Origin of the sequence: Chondrinema litorale (assembly GCF_026250525.1) — a bacterium.
GTDB lineage: Bacteria > Bacteroidota > Bacteroidia > Cytophagales > Flammeovirgaceae > Chondrinema > Chondrinema litorale.
Genome location: NZ_CP111043.1, coordinates 229,910 through 254,193 on the forward strand (window position 1 = coordinate 229,910; position 24,284 = coordinate 254,193).

The window sequence follows — 24,284 nt, forward strand, 5'->3', positions numbered from 1 at the left end:
AAGGCTTTTGTTTTTTTAACTGAATAAAGTAACAAATGCAATTATTCAGACTTACTAATTCTTTTTATAATAATAGGTTGCTCAAGTTTATTTATAATATCGGTATAAAGACTTTTTAAATCCTGATAATATTCAGGCTCAACCACTGGCGAAGCAATTAATAATGTATTAGATAATTGAAATTGCTTTACTGATTCAACAAAACTGCTATTGTAACTAAACCCTACCTTGTCTTCTGCAATTTGAAATTTATCAGACTCTGGATACTCCATTAACTCAAAGCCCTCTGGTACAGCAAAAGAAGTTCTGAATTCATATAAAGTTTTAATACTATAATCTACCGGATATGTTCTTACTGGATGTTTAAATGGATTTTCGGTTATTTTACCGAATACAATAGGATTGATATATAACATATCTGCTGAAGCATCTCCAAGATTAATTGTATAAGTTATTCTGAATGGCTCATCTAAATCATCATCAAGATTTCTAATAGATAGATCTTCTACTTGTTCAGATTCAATTATTTTCTTCTTAAATACATCTTCTCCTTGTCCATAAATCTCTCTATACTCCACAGCCGCATATAAAGATGCCGCAATATTTACTTTTGCTTTTAGAGTTTCAGTTTCTGCATCATATAAAATATTTGAGAAAGTAACTACACGGTACAAAGAACCTTTTTCACTTAAGGTAATGGCAAAAGATGTATTCTTTTTTACTAATAAACCTCTACCATTTCTACATTCATAAGGCAACATAGCAAATGGTAAAAATCGTCTTGTAGCATCAACTAAAACGTAATTATCATTATTGCTAATAACAATAGCAGTATAATTAAACTCATCTATAAATGGATAATTAAAATCGACTAAACCATTATCTCTTGTACTTATCAATAACGGATAAGCTTCTATACCAGCGGCATCCAACATGTTTAAGAGTGTTAGGTTAATTGCAGTACAATTGCCTTCTCTCTTCATTTCAAAATCTTTATACTCATCAGAAGGATACATTCCATAATCTCCGTCCCATTTATAATTTTCTTTTACATATTTATGTATCGCTTTAGCTTTTTCAATATCATCAGATAAACCTGCCGTTATTTGACTAATCAGATTTTTATCTACTTTCATTTTTAGGAATCTACCAAAACTTGATTCTTTAGTTAAACGCTTAATGAGTTCTTCCCAACTAGACATGTAAGACACCGAACCTCTATTTGGATAGTTTATTTTTGTTAGCTGAAATTCTACTTTAGAAATATAATCGCTTTTGGCTGTCATGTAAGCTTCTTCATAAAAAGCAGGTATGTCTTTAGCCATCCACTTATAGTTCATATCTTTGTATTCCATCCCATTAAACCTCTTTTCTGCCCGATCTAAAAATGGCTCACTATTTTTAATTTCTATTGAACCTTTTTTATTGATGGCATATTCGAAAAATGGTGGCATATATACTTCATACATACTCAGTTTTACTGGTATTGCTTTTTGAAAATTCCAATCTTCTAAGTTTGCAACAAAGGGGCTTTCTACTTTGTAATAGATATCTATAATTGAACCTACTTGAGCCTTGGGTAAGGTAAATTTTTTCAGGATGTATTTCTCTTCTAAATCTTCTTCATAAACTTCTCCCGGACTAAGCTTAGTTCGCAAAACAGAGCCGTTTTCAAGGTTATACGTATAGGCTACAACTTCTTTCAAAACCTCCATACTTCTGTTATCCTTTTTATAAAGTGGAATTACAACATCAGCATATTCCAATCCATCTTTTTTGTAAATCTGAATTCTAGATTTACGCTCAAAACGAATCATAAAACCTTGATAATCATCATAAAAAAAGGAAGATCTGCCCTTATCAGATAGGTAAGCCGCTGGTGCAGTTGAATCGATATCACAGATTGTTTTCTCTAGGTCTTCTTTGGTAACCAACTCAAAATCAGGAGGATTTGCATTTGAATAAGCTGGTAAAATAGGTAGTAGTAGAATTGCAATAAGCAAAACTCTCTTTGAAAGTTTGTTCATTAGTGATAGTATTTAAAATATAGTATTAGTGTTATTTAAATAGATATTATTTGCTCCTCATAAAAGTGAGAGTAAATGTTGTACCTACACTGGGTTCACTTGTTACAGATATAGAACCACCAAATGCTTCTATCTGGTTTTTTGTCATAAATAACCCAACTCCTCTTGCATCCGGATGATTATGAAAAGTTTTACTTAAACTAAAAATGTCGTTCCCAAACTTTGCCATATCTATACCCAAGCCATTATCCTCGCAGGTTAAAACAACCTTATTCTCTTTATTTCTGCTAGAAAATTTAACATAAGACTTTTTTTCCGTATCTCGATATTTGATAGCATTTGTTAGTAAATTTTGTAAAATACTTTCCATATATGCTTTCACAAATTCAATAGAATCTGCTTCAAATTCTTCAATAACTTCTAACCTATTACTTTCGATCTCAGACTTTAAAGACTCTTTGAGGTTGAAAAGTAGATCAGAGAAATAAAGCACTTTTGTATTTTCAAATTTGTGTAGTTTAATATTGATGATTTCTGTTAACTCCTGAATAGTAATATTTAAGTTTAAAGTAACTTTTTTGAGATGATCAAAAATCTCTTTAGAGTTATCATTAAGCTTTACATTATTACTTTCTCTTTCGAGTTCATAGAGTTCGAGTAAAGAAATAATATTGTTTATAGGAGACCTTAAGTTATGTGAGACTATATAAGAGAAATCTTCCATTTGCTTATTATGGTCTCGAAGTGTCTTAGTAGTTTTATTAAGCTCTTTTATCTTAAAAGCCAGTTCCTTTTTCGCAATTTCTTCTTTAGTAATATCTCTGGCAATTGTAAGTACTTCTACCTCCCCCCTTTCGGCATTTGCAAGTGGTACAAAAACAACATTTAATGAAATCTCATTTTCAGTTAAATCTAAAGACTTAATTTTTTTTTGCAGGATGTTACCCGACTCTATGGCCTTATCTATATTTTTTTCAAGAAATCGCTTTAACTTATTTGGGTAAGCGAGATCATCGTATGTTTTGCCTTCTATAATTTCTGGTGATACATCTAAATGTTTCGTAATTGATTTGTTCACAAATAGATGCTTATAATTTTTATCTAGCTTACTTATAGCATCAGGATTATTATCAATCAGTTTTTTTAGAAGATCTTTACTACTTTCTAACTCTAAGTTAGCTTGCTTTAACTCAGCGGTTCTTTGTTCTAAAATTCTGGAGAGTTCTTGAGGGGTTTTAAGTTCAAAAGCAGATGGTAAAACTTTAAAAAGTGAGATTACTGTAATGGTAGACACAATGCCTGTACAAAACAGAATTACTGCATTTAACCGATACACTGGCATCCAAAAGATTACAGCATCAATTAAATGAGATAATCCACATAAAAGTATAAAGAACACAAACAACAAGAATATTCCTTTAAAAGGAACATCTTTCCTCTTAATTGAAAAATATAAGAGAATTGCAGGTATAGCAAAATACGATGCCCAAATTAATAAATTAGAAAATATATAAAGCCAACCATGAAAGTCTGACCACTTTCCACAAAACCATCTTGCTGGAAAATCTGAAACATCAAACAGCTTAAAGAAAAAGTATTTTATGGAGTTCATTTTCTGAGCAAAAAGAGTATCACCATATTTAGCTATAAATATCTAAATTATAAAGCGCGAAAACCTTTTTTATTTAATTTAAGCTGGTGTAAATAAGAATATCTTTTTTTAATATACCCTTAATAAATTAAATTTGCATAATACGTAAAAGTTGGTTGAGCAAAGTGGAAAACGGAGAAACAAAAGATAATCACAATACTCATAATGTAACACCAGTTTCGGGCATGTACGAAAACTGGTTTCTAGATTACGCTTCATATGTAATTCTTGAAAGAGCTGTTCCTACAATTGAAGATGGATTAAAGCCTGTTCAAAGGCGGATCCTTCATGCAATGAAAGAACTGGACGATGGTAGATTTAACAAAGTAGCCAATATTATTGGTAGCACTATGCAGTTTCACCCGCATGGTGATGCTTCTATAGGTGACGCTATTGTAAACATCGGTCAAAAAGATATGCTGATAGATACTCAGGGTAACTGGGGAGATATCAGGACTGGTGACAGAGCAGCTGCTTCACGTTATATTGAAGCCAGACTTTCAAAATTTGCATTAGATGTAGTTTACAACCCTCAAACTACAAACTGGCAGCTTTCTTACGATGGTAGAAAAAAAGAGCCTGTTACACTTCCTGTTAAGTTTCCTTTGCTGTTGGCACAAGGAGCTGAAGGTATCGCAGTTGGTTTGGCAACTAAAATAATGCCTCATAACTTCTGCGAACTAATACAAGCTTCCATTAAAATTTTAAAAGGAAAAAGTGTCAGTATTGTACCAGATTTTCCGACTGGTGGTCTGGCAGACTTCTCCAATTATAATGAAGGCTTAAAGGGTGGTAGAATTCGTGTAAGAGCTAAAATCGAGAGTCGCGATAACAAAACACTACTTATAAAAGACATACCTTTTAGCACTACAACTCAAAGCTTGATAGACTCTATTATTAAAGCAAATGATCAGGGTAAAATCAAGATTAGAAAAGTAGTTGATAATACTGCCAGAGATATTGAGGTAGAAATTCATCTTTCACAAGGGCAATCACCAGATGTTACTATTGCAGCTCTCTATGCTTTTACAGATTGTGAAGTTTCTATATCGCCAAATGCCTGTGTAATTATCGATGAAAAACCTCGATTTATCAGCGTAAATGAGATTCTGAAAATTTGCACAGAGCAAACTCTTGAGTTATTAAAACAAGAGCTGAAGATCAGACAAGGTGAATTGATGGAGAAATTACTTTTCTCTTCACTTGAAAAAATCTTCATCGAAAATAAGATATATAGAGATATTGAAGAATGTGAAACTTGGGAAGCGGTTCTTGAAACGATCGACAAAGGGTTAGAGCCTTATAAAAAAGAGTTTTACAGAGCTATCACTCAAGATGATATTATTCGATTAACAGAAATCAAAATAAAGAGGATTTCAAAGTTTGATACCTTTAAGGCAGATGAGTTAATGAGAAAACTCTCTGAAGAACTTGAAGTGATAAACTATCATCTTGAAAACCCAATAGATTACACCGTTGATTATTTTGAAAACTTACTTAAGAAATACAGCAAGGGTAAAGAAAGAAAAACGGAAATAAGTACTTTTGATACTATAACAGCAACTAAAGTTGCTGCCAATAACACCAAACTCTATATAGATAGAAAAGAAGGTTTTATTGGTTATGGACTCAAAAAAGACGAATATGTTTGTGAATGCTCCGATATTGATGACATAATTGTTTTTAGACAAGATGGTATATGCTTAGTAACTAAAATTTCAGATAAAGTATTTGTTGGTAAAAACATTTTACATGCTGAAGTTTTTGTAAAAGGTGACGAAAGAAAGGTTTATAACCTAATATATAGAGATGGTAAAACTGGTATTTCGAGAGTTAAACGCTTTCAGGTATTAGCTGTTACTCGTGATAGAGAGTACGATTTAACAACTGGTACTAAAGGCACAAAAGTACTTTACTTTACATCTAACCCCAATGGAGAAGCCGAGCTGGTTACAGTTAAATTAACTCATGCTAGTAAAGCAAAAACAAAAATATTTGACTACGACTTTACCGAATTAGATATAAAAGGCAGAGGTGCAAGAGGAAACATTTTATCGAAATATCCAATAAGAAGCATTAAGCTGAAAAGAGAAGGTGTTTCTACACTAGCAGCCGCAGACATTTGGTACGATGATGCTATTGGCACATTAAATAAAGATGATAATGGCTTATACCTAGGCAAGTTTAAAGAAGATGATCGTATAATAATTTTCTATAATACTGGCGAATACGAATTAACTAACTTCGAGCTCACCAACAGATACGATTATAGAAATATCGTTCATATCAAAAAATTCAATCCTGAAGGAATTTATACTGCCATCCATTACGATGGGAAGAATAAATCTCATTATGTAAAGCGCTTTAAAGTTGAGACAACCACACTAGATAAAAAGTATTTGTTTATTAGTGAAAATCCAGGTTCAAAGCATGTACTGGCAACTTCTCAAAAGGAACCGCTTGTAGAAATTCAAACTAAAAACAGCAAGAAAGAACTTGAGTGGGAAAAAATTAAACTCGACGAATTTATCGATGTAAAGGGATGGAAAGCAATGGGAAACAAACTTTCTTACGATAAAGTAATGAAAGTTAAACTTCTGTCTAATGACGATCCGATAGAGGATTTAAATGACAAAAAGAATAAAGACAATTCAAACGACGACAATGATGAAGACAATAACAAAGAGCAATTAAAACTCTTTTAAGTCTAAATCTAATTTTTATAAAAAAGCAGAACTCTAAAGAGTTCTGCTTTTTTTATTTCTATTCATTATAAAATAAATCACAAAAGCTTTGCTAATAATGATTATATTTAATCTTGAATAAATACTAAATTGTATTAAATCCAACAGTCAACAAACCCCTAATTAACATGAAAAAGTCTCTCACACTCTTATTGTTATTTTTAGTTCCTCTGCTAGCTAGTTATGGACAAACTAAAAAAGTAACAGAAAAAAAAATTAAAGCATTAAAAGAAGAAGCAAAACAAAAAGTAGCTGAGAAAAAGAAATTTACTCAGGTAATGAATGATAAAATATTCAGCTTCTCAGAACTTGGCTTTCAAGAGTATGAAACCTCTAAATACATCACTAATATTCTTGAAGAAAACGGATTCACTATTGAGAATAACATCTCTAATATTCCTACAGCATGGATAGCAAAATGGGGTTCAGGTGAGCCAGTTATTGCAATTGGTAGTGATCTTGATTGTATTCCGAAAGCTTCTCAAAAACCTGGTGTAGCCTATCATGACCCAATAATTGAAGGTGCTCCCGGACATGGAGAAGGTCATAACTCAGGACAAGCACTAAATGTAACAGCAGCCTTAGTGGTAAAAGAAATTATGGAAAGAGAAAATATTCCAGGTACTATTATTCTATGGCCAGGTGTTGCTGAAGAACTAGTTGGAACAAAAGCTTTTTTTGTAAGAGATGGATACTTCGACGATGTAGATGCAGTAATTTTCACCCATGTAGGAAACAACTTAGAGGTATCTTATGGAGCAGCTAGAGGTAATGGTTTAGTATCTGTAGAATTCACATTTGAAGGTGAAGCTGCGCACGCGGCAGGTAGTCCTTGGAGAGGTAGAAGTGCACTAGATGCGGTTGAATTAATGAATATTGGTTGGAACTTTAAAAGAGAACACCTACCAATTACACAAAGATCTCACTATGTAATTACAAATGGCGGCGACCAGCCGAATGTAGTTCCTTCTATAGCATCTGTTTGGTACTATTTCAGAGACACGTCTTATCCTGGCATAAAAAATATGTACGACGAAGCCATTAAAATTGCCAAAGGATCTGCCATGATGACCAACACTGAGGTTACATGGAGATATTTAGGAAGTGCATGGCCAAAACATTTTAACAAAGTAATGGCTGAAACAATGTATGATAACATTAAAGAAATTGGTTTACCTGAGTGGGATGAAAAAGATCAATTATTAGCTAAATCTCTTCAAAAAGAAGTAGGATCAGATGAAAACGGTCTTGCTACTGAACTTTCAGAATTAGGTTTACCAGTTAAATTCAACATGGGTGGTGGTTCTGATGACATTGCAGACATTTCGTGGAAAGTTCCAACCATCAACTTAAGGTATCCATCAAACATTCCTGGTTTACAAGGCCATCACTGGTCAAATGCTGTTGCTATGGCTACTCCTATTGCTCATAAAGGATTGGTGGTAGGAGCTCAAGCAGAAGCAATGACATTGCTCGACTTCTTTCTTAAGCCAGAACTTCTTAAAGAAGCATGGACATACTTTAAAGATGTTCAAACAAAAGAAACAGAATACACTCCTTTCTTAAATGATGAAGATAAGCCCGCTGTTGAATTGAACACAAAAATAATGGAAACTTATAAGCCAGAATTAAAAAAGTATTACTACAATCCTGAAAAATACGATACATATCTAGAACAACTGGGAATTACTTATCCTACAATAAAAGAAAGCAAAGAAAAATCAACTGATGGAGGTAGAGAATAACAGGTTACATTACATTTATTAATACGCTATAAATTTTAGACTACTCTTTATTTCAGAGTAGTCTTTTCTTTTTTTAGAAGAAAAAGCATAAAAAAATTCAAATTCTGTATATCAAGATAAATATAGATTGTCTAATATTACATAAACAATTGTATCATATTTGCTGTTTTATATGAATATAATACTATCAATATTGTAGAAATTTGATATTTCAATCAATCAAATTTTTTAATACTTCTTTCTCTTCAATCAGCTCACTATTTTTTTACCAACCCACGTTGGACAAACTTTTTTGTATCACTTTAATTACTAAATATGAGATTACTTTTTCTTACCGCTACAATACTCTTTTTGTATGTACTACCTACTAAAGCCCAATTTACTAAATGGAGCTTTGCAGGTGGTTTTGGTATGACTGCTTACGCTGGTGATTTAGATCAAACTGGTATTAGCAATCTGAGACCAGCTTTTAATTTTGAAACATGGTATAAATTACACGAAAATATCTCGCTAAAAGCCGGAGGTAGTTTATATCAGCTAAGCGCAGATGATCATGTTGCAAGTAGAAATAGAAGTTTTAGATCGAACAACTACGAATTATATGCAGCAGTTATGATTATGTACCCTCGCAATCGATTAGATTTCTTTACATATATAGGTGGAGGTATTACTAAAGTAGATCCAGAAGGAAGAGTTCCAGGTAGCTATTATGATTTACCACTATACGATATTGAAGGAACAAAAATTAAAAATCCAGCTTTAATTATGCCTTTTGGCTTAGGAATACGCTATAAGGTTACTCCGACTTTTGCTATTGTATTAGATGGCGGATATAGACTTACAAATACTGATTATCTAGATGGTGTTAGCAGAAAAGAAATTCCTGTGAGTGAGTTAAGCCCTGCAGCTATCAGCTATTACAATGCAGTCAACACTAAAACTGATCAGATAATAAAAAACTCAGATAATGCTACAATTGCTGGTGGTAACCCAAATTTGAATGACTTATATGGTATGCTCACTGTTAAGCTACAGTATATTTTACCAACAAGTGGTAGAAGTTTAAATAGAGCTCTTCCAGGCTTAAACAATTAATCTGCAAACTGTTATAAAGTGTTGCTTGTTGAAAAGCAGCACTTTATATTTATCAATCAATTATACAGATTCTTTAACTTTACAGATTTCGTCTAGTTTCTCTCTTGAAAGTGGTTTTACGATATAACCAGTTACATATTTATTTTTTGAAGCAACTTCAAAATCTTTACTGTATACAGACGAAGAAAGCATATATAAAGCTATTTTTTTATTAACACCTTCCATCAATCCAGAATATTCTTCTAAAAACTTCCATCCATCCATTACTGGCATATTTATATCCAGCAATATCATATCTGGTAGGTCATCAATATTATTATTCACCATTTCATTAATGTAAGAAAGTGCATTTTGTGCACAATCATAAGAAATGATATTCTTGGCAAATGAACTTTGTTCTATTAGTTTATGACTTACAAAATTACTGATCTCGTCATCATCGATTATTAAGACTGTATTAAATTGAGTCATTAGCAAGTTTATTTATTTTTCTTTATTTAATGCAAAAGATATACACCATTTAGTATCAAATTTCAACTAATAGAAATTGAACCCACTTATGTAATTTCTGGCTTTTTTATATAGATATTTTCAAATCTAAATGATTAATCAATATATAGTATACCTGTTAAAAGGGATTTTTTTTATAAAAAAACGACAAACATTTAATGATTGTTAAGCCTAATCTTAAACAAAATAAAAATTGGAGTGTTGGAAAATCTTTGAAAAAATCATGTTTTTGGTTATAATTCTTCAAATTTTAAATAAGAAAAAATCATATACCACTAATTTAGGATGAAACCAAATTTATATCTGCGGATTTTGATATCCTATTATATAGCTAACTTTTCCAAATTGATGTTTTTCTAATCCTATTTCCCAGATATATTTTTTGTCACGATCAGCAATTGCTACCATTTTTTTTACTTCATTTTTCCTATAAACTTTTAATACAGACACCCAACCATCCCAAACTACACAGAATGGAATTACAGGTATTATATAAGTGAATAAAAAAGTTTTTAGGGTAAAAGTCTTTAAAAATGGGAACGATAGAAACATGAACAATACTAGAAAAACCGACTGAAATAAAATGGTAATTATGTTTTTATCAAGTGGCTCTGCTATTGCGATAGGCATAGATTTCTCAACTGCTTTGTTTAAAAACTTTGTTGCAGCAAAAGGTGATAGATGATGAAATGCATTAAATACTGTCCAAAAGCCAATAAAATTTTCATTTAGCTCAGTAACATCTACTGAATCTTTTCTAAAATTTACTTCACCATCAGTACTTTTATTTATCTTCTTAAATGCTTCAATATTTGGATATTTATCAGTTAAAACTGCCCTAAATTCTTCATTATATTTATCCTTATATGCTTTTCGTAAATGTAGAATTACTCCACCACCACCAGAACAAAAATCTATAAAGTTCTTATGATTTGTCAAACTTATTACTTTAAAAATCTTCGGGTATACATTTATAAATACATCAAAAGTTTGCATAATCAATTGAAGGAAATTGGTTTGTATATTCCTAAAAGACTCAGGATACCAATCAAAATCTTCAAACTCAAAAAGATATTTTCTCATAATCTGCTAATCTCAAAAAAAATTACGGGATAAACCTTTATTCGATAACATTTCATACTATATTTCAAATCAAAGTTTAATAAGGGCTACAAAAAAATAACAAGTTAATACAAATGGATACTGAAAAAGAACCATACATTAAACCCGACCAAAAAGTCACTGAACTAACTATTCGAGCCGTAATTCTAGGAGCCATTCTCTCAATTGTTTTATCTGCTGCAAATGCATACTTCGGTTTATTTGCCGGTATGACGGTTTCTGCATCAATACCAGCAGCAGTTATCTCTATGGCTATACTTAGAGCGTTTAAAAACTCTAGTATTTTAGAAAATAACCTTGTACAAACAGCTGCCTCTGCCGGAGAGTCTTTAGCAGCTGGTGTAATTTTTACTATTCCAGCACTCATTTTAATGGGTTATTGGGAAGATTTTAATTATACAGAAACCACATTAATAGCCTTAGCAGGAGGTATCTTGGGTATTTTATTTACAATTCCTTTGAGAAAAGCACTAATTGTAAAGGAAAAATTGAAATTCCCAGAAGGAATTGCCACTTCAGAAGTATTGAAAACTGGTGAATCTGAAGGAGGATTTATTAAATACTTAGTCTATGGTGGTTTAATAGGAGGTTTGTTTAAACTCTCCGAAGGAGCAATGAAATTATGGACAGGCGTTTTCGAAAAAGGTACAATTTTAAAGGGTAAAGCTTTTCTATACTTTGGCATCAACCTCTCTCCTGCTCTAGTTGCAGTTGGTTATATTGTTGGTTTAAACATCGCTTTTCTAATTTTTCTCGGTGGAGCTATAAGTTGGTACTTAGCCATTCCTATACACATTTATTTATTTGGCGCACCAGAAGGAGTATCTGCTGTAGACGCTGGTTACTCTGTTTGGAATAGTCAAATCAGATATTTAGGAGTAGGCGCAATGATTGTCGGTGGTTTCTGGGCACTTATTAGTATTAGAAGTTCATTAAAAACAGCATTTCAATCTGGAGTTGAAGCTTTTAGGAAAAGTAAATCTTCGCTATCAGAAACTGCTAGAACAAATTTAGACACACCAATGTCTTGGGTAATAATTGGCATTGGAGTAATGATCGTACCCATATTTCTAATTTACCTCTCAGAAATAGAAAATGTTGGTATTACTGCATTTATGGCGATTATTATGGTAATTGCAGGCTTTCTATTTTCATCTGTAGCTGGTTATATGGCTGGCTTAGTAGGAAGCTCAAATAACCCTATTTCGGGAGTTACAATTGCTACTATATTATCTGCAGCTTTATTGCTTGCCGCTTTAATGGGTACAGAAGATGCCGCCAGAGGTGCAGCAGGTGCAATATTAATTGGCGCAGTAGTTTGCTGTGCCGCTGCCATTGCTGGTGATAATATGCAAGATTTAAAAGCAGGACATATGCTTGGTTCAACACCATATAAACAACAAATTATGCAAGTTGTAGGTGTTATTGCCGGGGCAGTCGCTATCGCTCCAGTATTAAGTTACTTATTAGAAGCATATGGAATTGGCCCAGCAACTGATGCTAACCCAGATTCTCTTACTGCTCCACAAGCTGCACTAATGCAGAGTGTAGCCACAGGTATCTTTGGTGGTGATCTTCCTTGGAATATGGTTACTATTGGTGGTATTATTGGAGCTATAATAATAGCTATAGATCAATATTTAGCTAAAATTAACGCTAACTTTAGAATGCCTGTGCTAGCTGTTGCTGTTGGAATATACCTACCTTTTGAACTTGATTCAGCAATTTTTGTAGGTGGTGTAATAGCTTGGATAATTGAAAGATACTATAGTAAGCAAGCAAAAAATGCCAACAATACTGAGCAACATGAAATTGCAAAAGACAGGAGTAGCAAAGCAGGATTGCTTATAGCTTCTGGTTTAATAACCGGAGAAGCACTAATGGGAATTATGATTGCCTTTTTAATTGTATTTAATTATGCTAAAAAAATTAAGGTATTTGAGACCCCGATGTGGGAAAGTATTCCGGGATTGATATTATTTATTTTCATTATATACTTTCTGATACATATTATGAAGAAAGTTTATAAGCAGAAATAAACAAATAAAAAAAGCCACTTTTAAATTAAAGTGGCTTTTTGCTTTATTATTTAAATTAATTTGACACTAGGAAAATATCTTGATTAGTATAAATACTTATAGTCTCTTTGTACTTCCTTTTTAAAAAAAGGTTACCTTTTTTAGTAATTATTTTTGCTCATCATTCAATTCGATTTCATTTTGTTGACAGTCATTTTCACTTTCTACTGCAGCCTTAGACTTAAGTCCTAAGAAGCTCAATAGAATAATAACTAGTGATATCTTTATAATTGCTTTAGTATTTTTGTTGAAAAGTTCCATTGCGTAATTTTTTTAACCTTAACATTTGATTTCAATTTACCAAAGGGCGTACCAACACTATTTAACAAAATGATTATCAGTAAGTTATAATCAAAATAGCTATTACTATCAAATATAAGATTGTTCGATACTAAACACTATCGTACAAAATCGGACACTTTTGAAATTTTAGCCCAAATACACAATGTTACTTATTTGTTAAATTTACATATACCTAAAAATCGTATACAAAATCTTGTAACCTGCTCCAATTGTCCCTTTAACTGTTCCAGATACTTTAGATACACCAATGCGCTTTCTATAATCAACAGGAACCTCACAAAACCTCAATTTATTCTTTGCCGCTTTTAACTGCATTTCAACTGTCCAACCGTAATTGGTGTCAATCATATTTAAAGCGAGTAAAGCATCAAATCTAATTGCTCTAAATGGCCCGAGGTCAGTAAATTTTGCACCATATATTATTTTCATAAGGTATGTAGCTAGCCAATTGCCAAAAATTTGCTGCGGAGTCATAGATCCTTTATCTTTTTTACCTAAAGCTCTAGAGCCTATCACCATATCAACCTGATGATCTATAATTGGGGCAACTACAAATTCCATTTGTTCGGGATAATCTGAATAATCTCCATCGAGAAAAACAATTATACTATTTTCTATATCTGTGATTTTCTGCTTTAAGTATTCAATACCTTTTAAGCACGCAGAGCCATATCCTTTTCTTGTTTCTTTTAGTAAAATTGCTTGAGTTTTAAGAACTTCATTAGGAGTATTGTCTGTGGAGTTGTTGTCTACTACAACTATTTCTTTCACCAACTCTTCGGGAATATCATTAATCACATTTTTTATTGACTTCTCCTCATTAAAAGCTGGTATAATCACAAATATTTCAAACATTATAGCTAAATTTATACATAGTAAAGCGCGAATTTACATCACATAATTTTCTTAAAAAGAAGATTACTTACATATAATGATTGTTAAAACGGCTTTGCTAAAAGAGATAACCTACCAATAATAATCAAACAATTAAATTAATCAATGCAATTATTTACTTTGAATAAAACAATTTATTCAGAATTATAATTCTATTAATACAGTATTTATAATATTTTATTCTATTTAACTAAATCTTAAAGTATGTAAATGACAAAGCCAATACTATTCTTTTTTTTAAATAAAAGCCCGAATATTACATAGAGCTCATTCACAATAACGATGTAAAACATTACATCTCGAACCAAACAAAAAACATTTAACTGATTAGATAATATGAAACAATTAACTGAAGCTATAACTATTTGTATTCTGATTCTTGTTTCGATAGGTACAACCTTAGCCGAAACAAGTAAAAATAGACTAATAACAGGAAAGGTATTAAGTGAAGATGCATCTATGAGTATTCCTGGTGTTAGTATTAAAGTAGAAGAAAGTAATATTGGTGGCATTACAAATGCAGAAGGTAAATTTACTCTAAGAGTTCCACAAGGCAATTTAACCTTAGTTTTCTCACTTGCTGGTTACTTAGATAAAAAAATAGAAATTGCAGAAGACACAGAAAACTTAGAAATAATACTTCAACCAAACAATGCTGAGCTTACTCGTAACACTAATAACAGAGTGCAAGGTAAGCCCAGAGATAACTTCTACATCTCTAGCGATAAGAGTGCTTTATATGCATCTATTTGGGATGATACCAAAGAAGGTAACTGGGAAAACTTTATGGACCTTTTAATTGATGAAGGTTACGATAAAATAGAAGATCAATGGGGAATGTATGTTGAAAACAGAGTAACTACTTATGTTGAAACAGAAAAAAATGAACCTATAAGCAATGCTGTTGTAATCTTCTATTCTAGAAAAGAAAAACAATTATGGAAAGCAGTAACCGACCAATCTGGCAAGGTTGAGATGTGGCCAGATATGTTTGAGTTTATTCCATCAGACAAATACACTGCTGTAGTAGAATATGATGATAAATCTCAAAGCTTTAAAGCCATAAGAGCTGGAGGAGGAGTTTATCATCTAATTTTTAAGTCTCAAGCAAAAGCAGACAAAGCTGGTGCAGACATCGTACTAACAGGAAATCTTTCTGAAAACACAAATAAAGATTTACAAAGTATTATTCAGTCTTTCCAAAACGTAAAACAAAAATTTGAAGGAACAGCAAATATAAACAGTGAGTTTATTTTCCATCATCAGTACGATCCAAATGGTTTTGATATCGATTTTATCAAGGACTTTGAATATAAAAACAAAAGCGCTACAATAGATGCAAGCTACGAATATGCTTTAGCTAAAATCGTTGAAATGTACGAGTGGTCAGAAGAGAAACAAGCAAGATTTTTATTCTGGGCAGTGGACGATTTACCTTCAGTAAAAAGCACAAACAAAGAATTAATTAAGGCCAGTGTAAAAGAAGCTGCTGCTAAAGGAATTCAAATTGTTCCGATTGTAACTAAAAGTATTGATAAAGAAACTGAAATGTTTTTAAGGTTTGTAGCTACTGCTACTAATGGAGAGTACATCTTCCTAACAGACCTAAATAACACAAATTATATTAAACCTTCTGTAGGTCCTATAGATGCTAAACCATTTGAAAACATCTTAGAAGAATTTCTGAAAGACGAATTGAAACTCGAAGAAATGTAAAAAAAAAGGGACTTGAAATTAATCAAGTCCCTTTTCTTATATATCATTTAGTTATTAATCATCAGACATTCCTACAAACTGCAATACGTAGTACAACAACATTGTAATTGAACTTAATGCAGCAACTACATAAGTTAAAGCAGCCCATTTTAATGCATCTTTAGACATAGCATACTCCGATGAGCTAACAACTCCCCTATCGCTAATCCATGCCAATGCACGCTTACTTGCATCCAACTCGACAGGAAGTGTTATGATACTAAATAGTGAAATCACGCCATAACAAGCAATAATTACTAATAATACCAACTGAATTGGAAACTGCATAAAAAAGATACCTCCAATAAAACTAAATAAGAAGATGAAGTTCAAAATTTTAGCACTAGCACTTTGAACAGGAACCATTGCAGAGCGAAATTCCAAAAAGCTGTAAGCAGTAGCATGTTGCACTGCATGTCCACACTCGTGGGCTGCAATGGCAGCAGAAGCGGCACTTCTACCATGATATACTTCCTCACTCAAGTTTACAGTTTTATTTGCCGGGTTATAGTGGTCACTTAATTTACCCGGAACTGAAATTACCTCTACATCATAAATGCGATTATCGTGAAGCATTTGTCTAGCAACCTCTGCCCCACTCAAACCTGACTGCAAAGGTATCTGCGAATATTTTCTAAATTTATTTTTTAACCTACTGCTTACAATCCAGCTAAGCAGTAAAAAGCCTATAAAAATGATCCAAAACATATTTATAATTTATTAAAGTTGATACAAAATCTAAGTTCTATAAATCTCTAATTACAATTTTCAGACTATTTCATTTTTCTTCCTATTTTACTGACAAAATTTACATTATTGTCTAATTTAATTTCAAAATATGTAAAAACTGTCAGTCTATTCCCTCAATTTCCGGTCAAAAGATAAAAATCAAAAAAAATTTGATCGCATCTGTAACCAACTGAAAACTGCTCCCATCTAAAGGATAAATAACTTCTAAATTTTCGATAATGTTCAAGAATTATATTACCATAGCCCTACGAAATCTGCTGAAACACAAATTCTACTCATTTATCAATGTAGCAGGTTTATCTGTTGGTATCGTTTGTTGTATTTTGATACTGCTTTATGTAAAAGATGAACTCAGCTACGATCAGTACAACGAAAAGGCACCTCAAATTTATAGAGCAGTCGCTAAAGGTATGTTTGGTGGAAATGAGTTTCATGCACCTCAAATGCCTTCTCCTTTTGCAGAAACTACTGTAAGAGATTTCCCAGAAGTATTGCAAGCAACTCGTATTAGACAAAGAGGTAACTTCTTAGTAAGATACGACACACCTGAAGGAGAAATTAGAAGCTTTCGCGAAGAAGAAATTGCTTATGTAGACTCAAACTTCTTTAATGTATTTTCTATTCCATTAGTTACTGGCGAGGCCTCTACAGTATTAAAAGACCCAAATACTGTAGTAATCAATAAAAAAACGGCAGAAAAATATTTTGGAAAAGATAATCCAGTTGGTAAGTCAATTAAAATAAATGACCGAACCGATTTCACTGTAACAGGAGTATTCGATAAAATCCCAGAAAACTCTCATTTCAATTTCGATATGTTGTTTTCTATGGAAACTCTTGATGAGGCCAAGAATGGTTTCTGGATGAGCTTTAATTTCCATACTTATCTGGTTCTGCAAGAAAACAGCGATCCAAATCAACTAGAAAGCAAGTTTCCCGACATGATTGTGAAATACATCGGGCCAGAGATTGAAAGATTTATGGGCGCTTCTTTTGATGAGTTTGTAAAGGCTGGTAATTCAATGAACTTTACACTTCAACCATTAGTAGATATACATCTAAAATCTGACTTAATGGGCGAATTAGCAGCGAATAATGATATTAAATACATATACATTTTTTCAGCAATAGCAGCCTTTATTTTAATAATTGCTTGTATCAATTTTATGAATCTTTCAACTGCTCGATCAGCAAACAGAGCAAAGGAAGTAGGTGTAAGAAAAGTGATGGGTTCTTATAGAAGACAATTGATTTGGCAGTTTCTCACAGAATCTGTTATCATAAGCATTATCGCATTTATAATAGCAAGTGTATCTGTTCCTTTTCTGTTGGATGCATTTAACGAAATCTCTGGTAAAGAGATGACTATCAATTACTTTGAACAGTATGACATGCTGCTTTATTTATTTGCTGGTGCGGTTTTCACAGGAATTCTAGCAGGTAGTTATCCAGCATTTTTCTTATCTAGTTTTACTCCTGCTAAAGTTTTAAAAGGCAATATAAGATCAGGTGCTAAGAGTGGTATGCTTAGAAGTATTCTTGTAATTTTTCAATTCGGAATTTCAATCATACTTATTGTAGGAACCATGATTGTTTACAATCAATTAGAATACATCCAAAGTAAAAATCTTGGCTACAATAAAGAGCAGGTTCTAATCTTAGAAAACACTTATGTTTTAGGTAGAGAAAATGTTCAAAGCCTTAAAAATGAGTTATTACAAAACTCTGCTGTAAAAGCAGCAACTATTACCGCTGATATTCCAATAAATGGCGCTAATAATAATACCGCTTACTTCCCTGGAAATGACCCAAAAAGTGATCAAACAACTGTTTTATCGCAGTTTAATGTTGATTTTGATTTTATTAAAGCGATGGGGATTGATATAATCGAAGGAAGAGATTTTAATATTGAAAATGCAGCAGACTCTAATTCATTAGTAGTAAATGAAGCTACAGTAAAGCATTTTGGTTGGACAGACCCAATAGGCCAAGAAATTGGAACATTTATTAGTGATGACGGCGAGGTAAAGATTTTTAAAGTAATTGGTGTTGCTAAAAACTTCCACTTTGAGTCACTAAGACAAAATATAAGACCACTTGTAATACAAATTGGCAGTTGGCAAAATAGAATTGCTGTTCGATATGAGGCAGGTAAAACCAAAGATGTAATTGATGAAATTGAAGGCAAATGGAAAAGATTGGCTCCAGGCCAACCATTTAATTACACGTTTATGGATGAGTCTTTTGCCAAAAATTATGAGCAAGAGCAAAAGGTAGGTAAGCTATTCGGAATATTCGCGGGTTTGGCAATCTTTATCGCATGCTTAGGCTTGTTTGGATTAGCCTCGTTTACTGCCGAACAAAGAACTAAAGAAATAGGCATTAGAAAGGTTTTAGGAGCTTCTGTTGTAAGTATTATCGTATTACTATCCAAAGAGTTCGGAAAACTGCTCATAATTGCCTTTGTGATCGCTTCTCCCCTTGCTTGGTATATCATGCACTTATGGTTAAGAGATTTTGCTTTCAAGACTGATATTACTCCAATTACATTCGTAGTTGCCGGAGCAATCGCCTTTAGTATCGCTTGGGTTACTATGTCTTACCAGTCTTTAAAAGCAGCAATAGCTAAACCAGTAAAATCTTTAAAAGCAGAATAATTGCGAATTACTATCCTTCATTTTTAATTAGGTAATACGATTCATGAGCGGCATATTAATGATATGCCGTTCTTTTTTTGCACAAAAAACACCTTCAGCTAATAAAAGCTGTAACTCAGAATTGCATAGAAATGCTTGCATGAGCAATTAGGGGGTGGAAAAATCAAATAATTTTAAATCAAGAACTCTCTAAAATATTAGTAAGTAGATTGTTATGAACTTCCTAATATCTCTTTAAGATTACCAATTAACTGATCCCACAATTCCTTTAACTCATCCAGATCGTCCATTTCAGAGTAATCTGTTACCCTAAGAAATGAAGTTTGAGTCATTTCATTAAAGTCAATTTTAAATTCCAGATAGGCATGATCTTCCTCTTCTCCTTCAACAGAGCGTCCATTGTTACTTTCGATAGACAAAAGATATTTTATAGAAATGTTTGTCCTTCTAGAAATAATTCTGGCAATATATAATTCACCATCCCAAATAAAATGGAATTTCTTATCACCCATTACATTTACCTCATCAGCAAACCACTCCTGCAAGCCACTGGCCGTCGATATATAAGGATAAAGCATTTTAACAGCCGCATTAATCTCATACTCTGCTACGTACTTGAATTTCGCCATAGTCACAAATAGTTGATATATAAATGCAATTTAAAAAAATGGATGAAAAGTGCAAGAATTAAATTTATTGAAAAAATATTTGCATATAAAAAAAACACATATCATATTTGCACTCCATTTGGCGGGGTAGCTCAGTTGGTTAGAGCGCAGGATTCATAACCCTGAGGTCACGGGTTCAACTCCCGTCTCCGCTACAACTCAAAAATAAAGCTCTGTAAACATTAGGTTTACAGAGCTTTTTCTTTTTAAAATCCTTTTTATCCAATCAATTTTTCTCAGCTACATTATTGTTTTCTCTTGTAACCAACTTTTGGAAAACATACTCTCCTACTTGCCTACCTTGCTCAACTCCATTAAAACATGCTGGTCTGTAATGGATACCTCCATACATACGGCTAATTGCAGCCTCATCAGAAGCCTGATAAAAAGAAGAATAAGATCTTACTGGTAAGCCAAACTGAGCCTCGGTAGAATCTACAAAAGCGATATTATCACCTAATAGATGAGTAAGCGTAGTAGCTGCTGCTCTCGAAATTACAGAGTGTCCACTCGTATATTCTGGGAATGCAGGCGTTTGTAGAATTGGCTCCCAACCTGGTTCAATGTATCTATCAATATAAGTTTCTGGTCTTATAAGATCACTTCTGTATTTCTCATCCCAACAGCTAATAAAAGCATCTGCCAAGGCAATAGAAGTTCTGGTAAACATTTCTGCTTGTTGCATCATATCTAGATCCATACCTTTAGAAACTGTTGCAGCAATAGACATCCAGTGGCCTCCCGGAGAAATTTTTTGATGGAAAAACATCACGTGGCCTTTTGTATAAGAAACATTGGGGTTACAATCCCAAAACTTTGCGATTTCTAATCTATCCCCATTTTCTTTTCTGGCAGAATCTACAGCATTATAAACCTCCATCGCATCAGCATAAAATTGCGAACTAGGCAGCGAATCGAAAGTTGTTGGAGGTGGAGGAGCAAATTGGCTAGCAGAATCAATCACAAAGGTTCTCATGGTGCTCCAATGTGGTTCTATACCAGGTAAATAGTCTGGAGGAGTAGGTTGCCAGCTTCCGGGTTTATCGTTCAAGATATGTCTTGGTAGAGATTGTCGTTGAATGTATCCATCTTTATTTGCCCAATCGATTACTGCCGCGCCCATTTCCTTTCCATAAGCAACAGAATTTTCATAAATATCATTATCGATACCTATTTTTTTAATTTCCTTTAAAAACTCTGCTTCATAAGTATCTACTTTTTCTTCGGCAAAAACTAATTTTTTACTCACGGTAAATGAGGCAACCAAACCTGACAATGGTAAAAAATACTTTTTGTTTTCATCTGGTTTTGGCAAATCACTCAAACCTTTTACCTGAGATTGCAGTGTTTTGTATTCTGCATTTTCATTAACCAGAGTTTCATACACTGCAATGTTTGAATAAGTGTAAATCCGGCTACAAACTGGTGGTGTAAATATATCTGCAATCATCACATCTGTGAGGTATTTATTCCACTCGCGTAGCTGCGTTCTGGTAAACTTTTTCAATTCAGCCTCATTGTGTTTTGGCCCACATGAAAATAAGCTAAAAGCAACAATTATCGATATTACAAGGCTTTTATATATTTTATTGCAATAAAAACATTCTATCATTTTCATTATCTGTTATTAGTCAATTCAGTTTATAAACGGTATAAAAATCAAACCTAAAACTAACAAAATTAAAAATTTTACAAACTGTTAAAAAATGTAATAAGCTATAAAAGGCAAAACAAAATCATATTTGATTAAGTTGAGCTGCTAATAGCGGTATATAGCAAAACACCCTGCCAGTAAAACCAACAGGGTGTAAGTTCAATTTAATCTAAAATTACTAACATAAACCAAGTCTTTATTCAACTTTTTTAAGACTTTTTTAGATGACTTTATAGATCTACCCTTAATTATATCATTTTTTAAAATTCAAGTTTGCTAAGTGTCTTTAGAACACTTTTGTTTCTTGGCAAATCTATTTTATAGAGCCTTTTTAGTAAATGATGATTGACCACTACATTCCATGACTTTTATCATAAAACTTTAAAGACCAACATCATTTACAAATCGCCCATTTTTTATTAAATTAGATTATAATTAACCATAAGCAATTAGTTATTTTTTATTAAAATATTACTATCATGAACAAAATACTGGTGCCCATCGATTTTTCAGAAAACTCAATTAATGCCCTCTCTTATGCAGTAGAACTTGCAAAAGAATTAGAGTCTAGTATTACGCTCTTTAATACCTATCCAATAGATATTCCAATGGGAATGGAATACTCTTCAGGTATTTACATGCAAACATTAAACGCAGAAATAAAATATGATCGAGAAGTTAGACTTCAAGAAATCATAGAAAAATACAACACAACAGTTTATAGCTCAAATGGCGAACCCATACAGTTCTTAAAAGAAATTAGAGAAGGTGTAGCAGCAGATAGTATAGCAAATTTTTCGAACGAGAAAAATATTGATATTATAGTAATGGGTACCAAAGGAGCTAGTGGATTAGAAGAAGTATTACTTGGTAGCATTACAGTTTCAGTTATGGAAAAAACTGATATTCCAGTGTTTGTAATTCCAGAAAACTCAGAGTTTCATGGATTAAACAAAATAGTATTTGCTACTAATTTTTCAGATAATGATACAGAAGTAATTGATACGCTTCAAACAATTGGTGAATATTTTAATTCAGAAATCACTTGCTTACACATCAATACTGATCCAGCTCTTACTTATGCTGATGATATGAATTTAAACATGCTGAAAAGAAATTACTTTTTTACACCAGTAAATCAGTTAAACTTTCAAATGTTATCAGACAAAAAAGTAGAACATGGTTTAGAAGAATATATGAAAGAAAATGAAATAGATTTGATGGTAGTTACACCTCAGGAAAGAGGCTTTATAGAAAATCTATTCCATAAAAGCGTATCTAAAAGCTTGGCGTATCATTCTAAAATTCCAGTTTTGATAGCTAAAAACAAGAAGTAAATAGAGTAAATTTTTTATATGATTGCCGCATGATTCGGTAAATTTTAGAAATTTTAAGCCGGAAGTATTACTTCCGGCTTTTTTTATCGCAATTTTGCAGCATATTAATTTATTTTCCTGTTTTTACATTAATAGTGTTGTATACCGAATCTTAAAATCTTAATGAAAATATTCTGTAAAAGCACCTTTTTATTATTTGTCTTATTTGCTTCTATCATCATTAAAACCAATGCTCAAGTTTCAATAGGGCTTAAAGGTGATTACCATTTCTCCACAGTAAGTTTCGACCCAAGTACAGGTCTAAATTTCGATTTTTACCCAGGAATGACTTTCGGAGCAGTTGTAAAAGTTTCTGCAAATCCAAATGTAGGCTTAATTGCAGAAATTAATTACAGCCAAAAAGGTTGGGTTGAGAACTTTAGTAGAGCTGGTGATGAAGGCGAACTTCAAAATAGACTTCAAAGGTATAGATATAATTATCTTGAACTTCCTATACTAACTCATATTTACGTTGGAGGAGATAAAATGAATGTATTCTTTAATCTTGGCCCTCATGTTGGCTTTTTAATGGGTACAGATTCTAGCCATACAGATAATGTCTTGGCAACTGATACAGTAGCTTATTCTTACCAAGAAAGTAATGCTGTAAAGTTTGAGTATGGTGTTTCTGCAGGTATGGGTATTGCTGTAAATTTTGGAAACAGCACAATTCAATTAGAAGCCAGACTTACCCAAGGCTTAAACAACATCATCGACCGAGATGCAGAAGATGCACCGACAGGCTCTCTAAATCAAGTAGCAGGTGTGAGTTTAACTTACTTGTATACTATTAGAAGTAGAGAAAAAACTTGGAAGAATAGGCCAGATAAATAACTAGATGTCAAATTAATTATGAAAACTAAAAAAGAACTAAAGGTTGCTTATAAGCAAATGAAACCTCTTATGGGTGTTTACCAAATCAAGAATCAAAAAAATAACAGGATGCTTATTGAAGGCAGTACTGACATTAATGCCAAATTTAACAGACACCGAATGGAATTGAATTTTGGCAATCACAGACTTAAAGCTTTACAAAAAGATTGGAAAGAATTCGGCGAAGAGAATTTTTCTTTTGAGGTAATTTCTGAGTTGGAAACAAAAGATGAGTTAAATGTTGATTACAAAGAAGAAGTTAAAATTCTGGAGCAAATGACAATTGAAGAATTGGACATTGACCCATCGAACAGATATAACTATGACATCTTCCATATAAAAAAGAGCCTGTAATAAATTACAGGCTCTTTTTTTCGTGAAA

General features: G+C 32.6%; 18 protein-coding genes and 1 tRNA gene. 10 read left to right on the forward strand and 9 right to left on the reverse strand.

From position 1 onward, the window contains the following. Positions 1-41 precede the first annotated feature (41 nt). Together OQ292_RS01015 and OQ292_RS01020 are read right to left on the reverse strand one after the other, a co-directional pair. Positions 42-2,027 carry a transglutaminase family protein gene (locus tag OQ292_RS01015; protein ID WP_284684185.1) on the reverse strand — a complete coding sequence of 662 codons (1,986 nt, stop codon included), beginning with the start codon at positions 2,025-2,027 and terminating at the stop codon, positions 42-44. Between the two features lie 46 nt (positions 2,028-2,073). After that, positions 2,074-3,639 (reverse strand): sensor histidine kinase, encoded by a 1,566-nt coding sequence (locus OQ292_RS01020; protein ID WP_284684186.1) that lies wholly within the window; start codon positions 3,637-3,639, stop codon positions 2,074-2,076. Positions 3,640-3,794: 155 nt separating this feature from the next. On the opposite strand from OQ292_RS01020, the gene OQ292_RS01025 reads away from it, so the two are divergent. The 3 genes from OQ292_RS01025 to OQ292_RS01035 all read left to right on the forward strand — a co-directional run bounded on the left by OQ292_RS01025 (position 3,795) and on the right by OQ292_RS01035 (position 9,262). After that, positions 3,795-6,383: a DNA gyrase/topoisomerase IV subunit A gene (locus tag OQ292_RS01025; RefSeq protein WP_431733752.1), complete on the forward strand. Its 2,589-nt coding sequence runs from the start codon at positions 3,795-3,797 to the stop codon at positions 6,381-6,383. Positions 6,384-6,550: 167 nt separating this feature from the next. Then, a complete protein-coding gene (locus tag OQ292_RS01030; protein ID WP_284684188.1) occupies positions 6,551-8,167 on the forward strand; it encodes an amidohydrolase in 1,617 nt (538 codons plus the stop codon). A 315-nt stretch (positions 8,168-8,482) separates the two neighbouring features. Next, the gene (locus OQ292_RS01035) at positions 8,483-9,262 is read left to right on the forward strand and encodes an outer membrane beta-barrel protein (RefSeq protein WP_284684189.1); all 780 of its coding nucleotides are present in this window, start codon (positions 8,483-8,485) and stop codon (positions 9,260-9,262) included. 60 nt (positions 9,263-9,322) lie between these two features. Here OQ292_RS01035 and OQ292_RS01040 read toward each other — a convergent pair whose 3' ends face one another. Next, positions 9,323-9,733, reverse strand: a complete 411-nt coding sequence (locus OQ292_RS01040; protein ID WP_284684190.1) for a response regulator — start codon at positions 9,731-9,733, stop codon at positions 9,323-9,325. Between the two features lie 336 nt (positions 9,734-10,069). Then, complete coding sequence (locus OQ292_RS01045) at positions 10,070-10,855, reverse strand: class I SAM-dependent methyltransferase (protein ID WP_284684191.1); 786 nt, start codon at positions 10,853-10,855, stop codon at positions 10,070-10,072. A 113-nt stretch (positions 10,856-10,968) separates the two neighbouring features. Here OQ292_RS01045 and OQ292_RS01050 point away from each other — a divergent pair, with 113 nt between their 5' ends. After that, a complete protein-coding gene (locus tag OQ292_RS01050) occupies positions 10,969-12,933 on the forward strand; it encodes an OPT family oligopeptide transporter (RefSeq protein ID WP_284684192.1) in 1,965 nt (654 codons plus the stop codon). Between the two features lie 147 nt (positions 12,934-13,080). On the opposite strand, the gene OQ292_RS01055 is transcribed toward OQ292_RS01050, so the two are convergent. Further along, positions 13,081-13,233: a hypothetical protein gene (locus OQ292_RS01055; protein ID WP_284684193.1), complete on the reverse strand. Its 153-nt coding sequence runs from the start codon at positions 13,231-13,233 to the stop codon at positions 13,081-13,083. 204 nt (positions 13,234-13,437) lie between these two features. Continuing rightward, positions 13,438-14,130 (reverse strand): glycosyltransferase family 2 protein, encoded by a 693-nt coding sequence (locus tag OQ292_RS01060; protein ID WP_284684194.1) that lies wholly within the window; start codon positions 14,128-14,130, stop codon positions 13,438-13,440. A gap of 375 nt (positions 14,131-14,505) precedes the next feature. Here OQ292_RS01060 and OQ292_RS01065 point away from each other — a divergent pair, with 375 nt between their 5' ends. After that, positions 14,506-15,885: a carboxypeptidase-like regulatory domain-containing protein gene (locus OQ292_RS01065; protein WP_284684195.1), complete on the forward strand. Its 1,380-nt coding sequence runs from the start codon at positions 14,506-14,508 to the stop codon at positions 15,883-15,885. A gap of 54 nt (positions 15,886-15,939) precedes the next feature. On the opposite strand, the gene OQ292_RS01070 is transcribed toward OQ292_RS01065, so the two are convergent. Further along, positions 15,940-16,632: a zinc metallopeptidase gene (locus OQ292_RS01070; RefSeq protein ID WP_284684196.1), complete on the reverse strand. Its 693-nt coding sequence runs from the start codon at positions 16,630-16,632 to the stop codon at positions 15,940-15,942. Between the two features lie 260 nt (positions 16,633-16,892). Here OQ292_RS01070 and OQ292_RS01075 point away from each other — a divergent pair, with 260 nt between their 5' ends. Next, positions 16,893-19,331, forward strand: a complete 2,439-nt coding sequence (locus OQ292_RS01075) for an ABC transporter permease (RefSeq protein ID WP_284684197.1) — start codon at positions 16,893-16,895, stop codon at positions 19,329-19,331. Between the two features lie 212 nt (positions 19,332-19,543). Here OQ292_RS01075 and OQ292_RS01080 read toward each other — a convergent pair whose 3' ends face one another. Further along, on the reverse strand, positions 19,544-19,960 hold the full coding sequence (locus OQ292_RS01080; protein ID WP_284684198.1) for an START-like domain-containing protein: 417 nt from the start codon (positions 19,958-19,960) through the stop codon (positions 19,544-19,546). 120 nt (positions 19,961-20,080) lie between these two features. On the opposite strand from OQ292_RS01080, the gene OQ292_RS01085 reads away from it, so the two are divergent. Continuing rightward, positions 20,081-20,154: transfer RNA gene (locus tag OQ292_RS01085), tRNA-Met, on the forward strand. Positions 20,155-20,225: 71 nt separating this feature from the next. On the opposite strand, the gene OQ292_RS01090 is transcribed toward OQ292_RS01085, so the two are convergent. Then, on the reverse strand, positions 20,226-21,506 hold the full coding sequence (locus OQ292_RS01090) for a vanadium-dependent haloperoxidase (protein WP_284684199.1): 1,281 nt from the start codon (positions 21,504-21,506) through the stop codon (positions 20,226-20,228). Positions 21,507-22,132: 626 nt separating this feature from the next. On the opposite strand from OQ292_RS01090, the gene OQ292_RS01095 reads away from it, so the two are divergent. From OQ292_RS01095 to OQ292_RS01105, 3 genes are all read left to right on the forward strand, one after another. Then, the gene (locus OQ292_RS01095) at positions 22,133-22,990 is read left to right on the forward strand and encodes a universal stress protein (protein ID WP_284684200.1); all 858 of its coding nucleotides are present in this window, start codon (positions 22,133-22,135) and stop codon (positions 22,988-22,990) included. 162 nt (positions 22,991-23,152) lie between these two features. After that, complete coding sequence (locus OQ292_RS01100; protein WP_284684201.1) at positions 23,153-23,863, forward strand: porin family protein; 711 nt, start codon at positions 23,153-23,155, stop codon at positions 23,861-23,863. A gap of 18 nt (positions 23,864-23,881) precedes the next feature. Next, the gene (locus tag OQ292_RS01105) at positions 23,882-24,256 is read left to right on the forward strand and encodes a GIY-YIG nuclease family protein (RefSeq protein ID WP_284684202.1); all 375 of its coding nucleotides are present in this window, start codon (positions 23,882-23,884) and stop codon (positions 24,254-24,256) included. Positions 24,257-24,284 lie beyond the last annotated feature (28 nt).

Bases quoted from the DNA above. Each gene is read 5' to 3' on its own strand.
- OQ292_RS01080 (WP_284684198.1), bottom strand. From the start codon at position 19,960: ATGGCGAAATTCAAGTACGTAGCAGAGTATGAGATTAATGCGGCTGTT.
- OQ292_RS01035 (WP_284684189.1), top strand. From the start codon at position 8,483: ATGAGATTACTTTTTCTTACCGCTACAATACTCTTTTTGTATGTACTA.
- OQ292_RS01105 (WP_284684202.1), top strand. From the start codon at position 23,882: ATGAAAACTAAAAAAGAACTAAAGGTTGCTTATAAGCAAATGAAACCT.
- OQ292_RS01050 (WP_284684192.1), top strand. From the start codon at position 10,969: ATGGATACTGAAAAAGAACCATACATTAAACCCGACCAAAAAGTCACT.
- OQ292_RS01095 (WP_284684200.1), top strand. From the start codon at position 22,133: ATGAACAAAATACTGGTGCCCATCGATTTTTCAGAAAACTCAATTAAT.
- OQ292_RS01015 (WP_284684185.1), bottom strand. From the start codon at position 2,027: ATGAACAAACTTTCAAAGAGAGTTTTGCTTATTGCAATTCTACTACTA.
- OQ292_RS01060 (WP_284684194.1), bottom strand. From the start codon at position 14,130: ATGTTTGAAATATTTGTGATTATACCAGCTTTTAATGAGGAGAAGTCA.
- OQ292_RS01020 (WP_284684186.1), bottom strand. From the start codon at position 3,639: ATGAACTCCATAAAATACTTTTTCTTTAAGCTGTTTGATGTTTCAGAT.
- OQ292_RS01100 (WP_284684201.1), top strand. From the start codon at position 23,153: ATGAAAATATTCTGTAAAAGCACCTTTTTATTATTTGTCTTATTTGCT.
- OQ292_RS01040 (WP_284684190.1), bottom strand. From the start codon at position 9,733: ATGACTCAATTTAATACAGTCTTAATAATCGATGATGACGAGATCAGT.
- OQ292_RS01075 (WP_284684197.1), top strand. From the start codon at position 16,893: ATGTTCAAGAATTATATTACCATAGCCCTACGAAATCTGCTGAAACAC.
- OQ292_RS01055 (WP_284684193.1), bottom strand. From the start codon at position 13,233: ATGGAACTTTTCAACAAAAATACTAAAGCAATTATAAAGATATCACTA.
- OQ292_RS01065 (WP_284684195.1), top strand. From the start codon at position 14,506: ATGAAACAATTAACTGAAGCTATAACTATTTGTATTCTGATTCTTGTT.
- OQ292_RS01070 (WP_284684196.1), bottom strand. From the start codon at position 16,632: ATGTTTTGGATCATTTTTATAGGCTTTTTACTGCTTAGCTGGATTGTA.
- OQ292_RS01030 (WP_284684188.1), top strand. From the start codon at position 6,551: ATGAAAAAGTCTCTCACACTCTTATTGTTATTTTTAGTTCCTCTGCTA.
- OQ292_RS01045 (WP_284684191.1), bottom strand. From the start codon at position 10,855: ATGAGAAAATATCTTTTTGAGTTTGAAGATTTTGATTGGTATCCTGAG.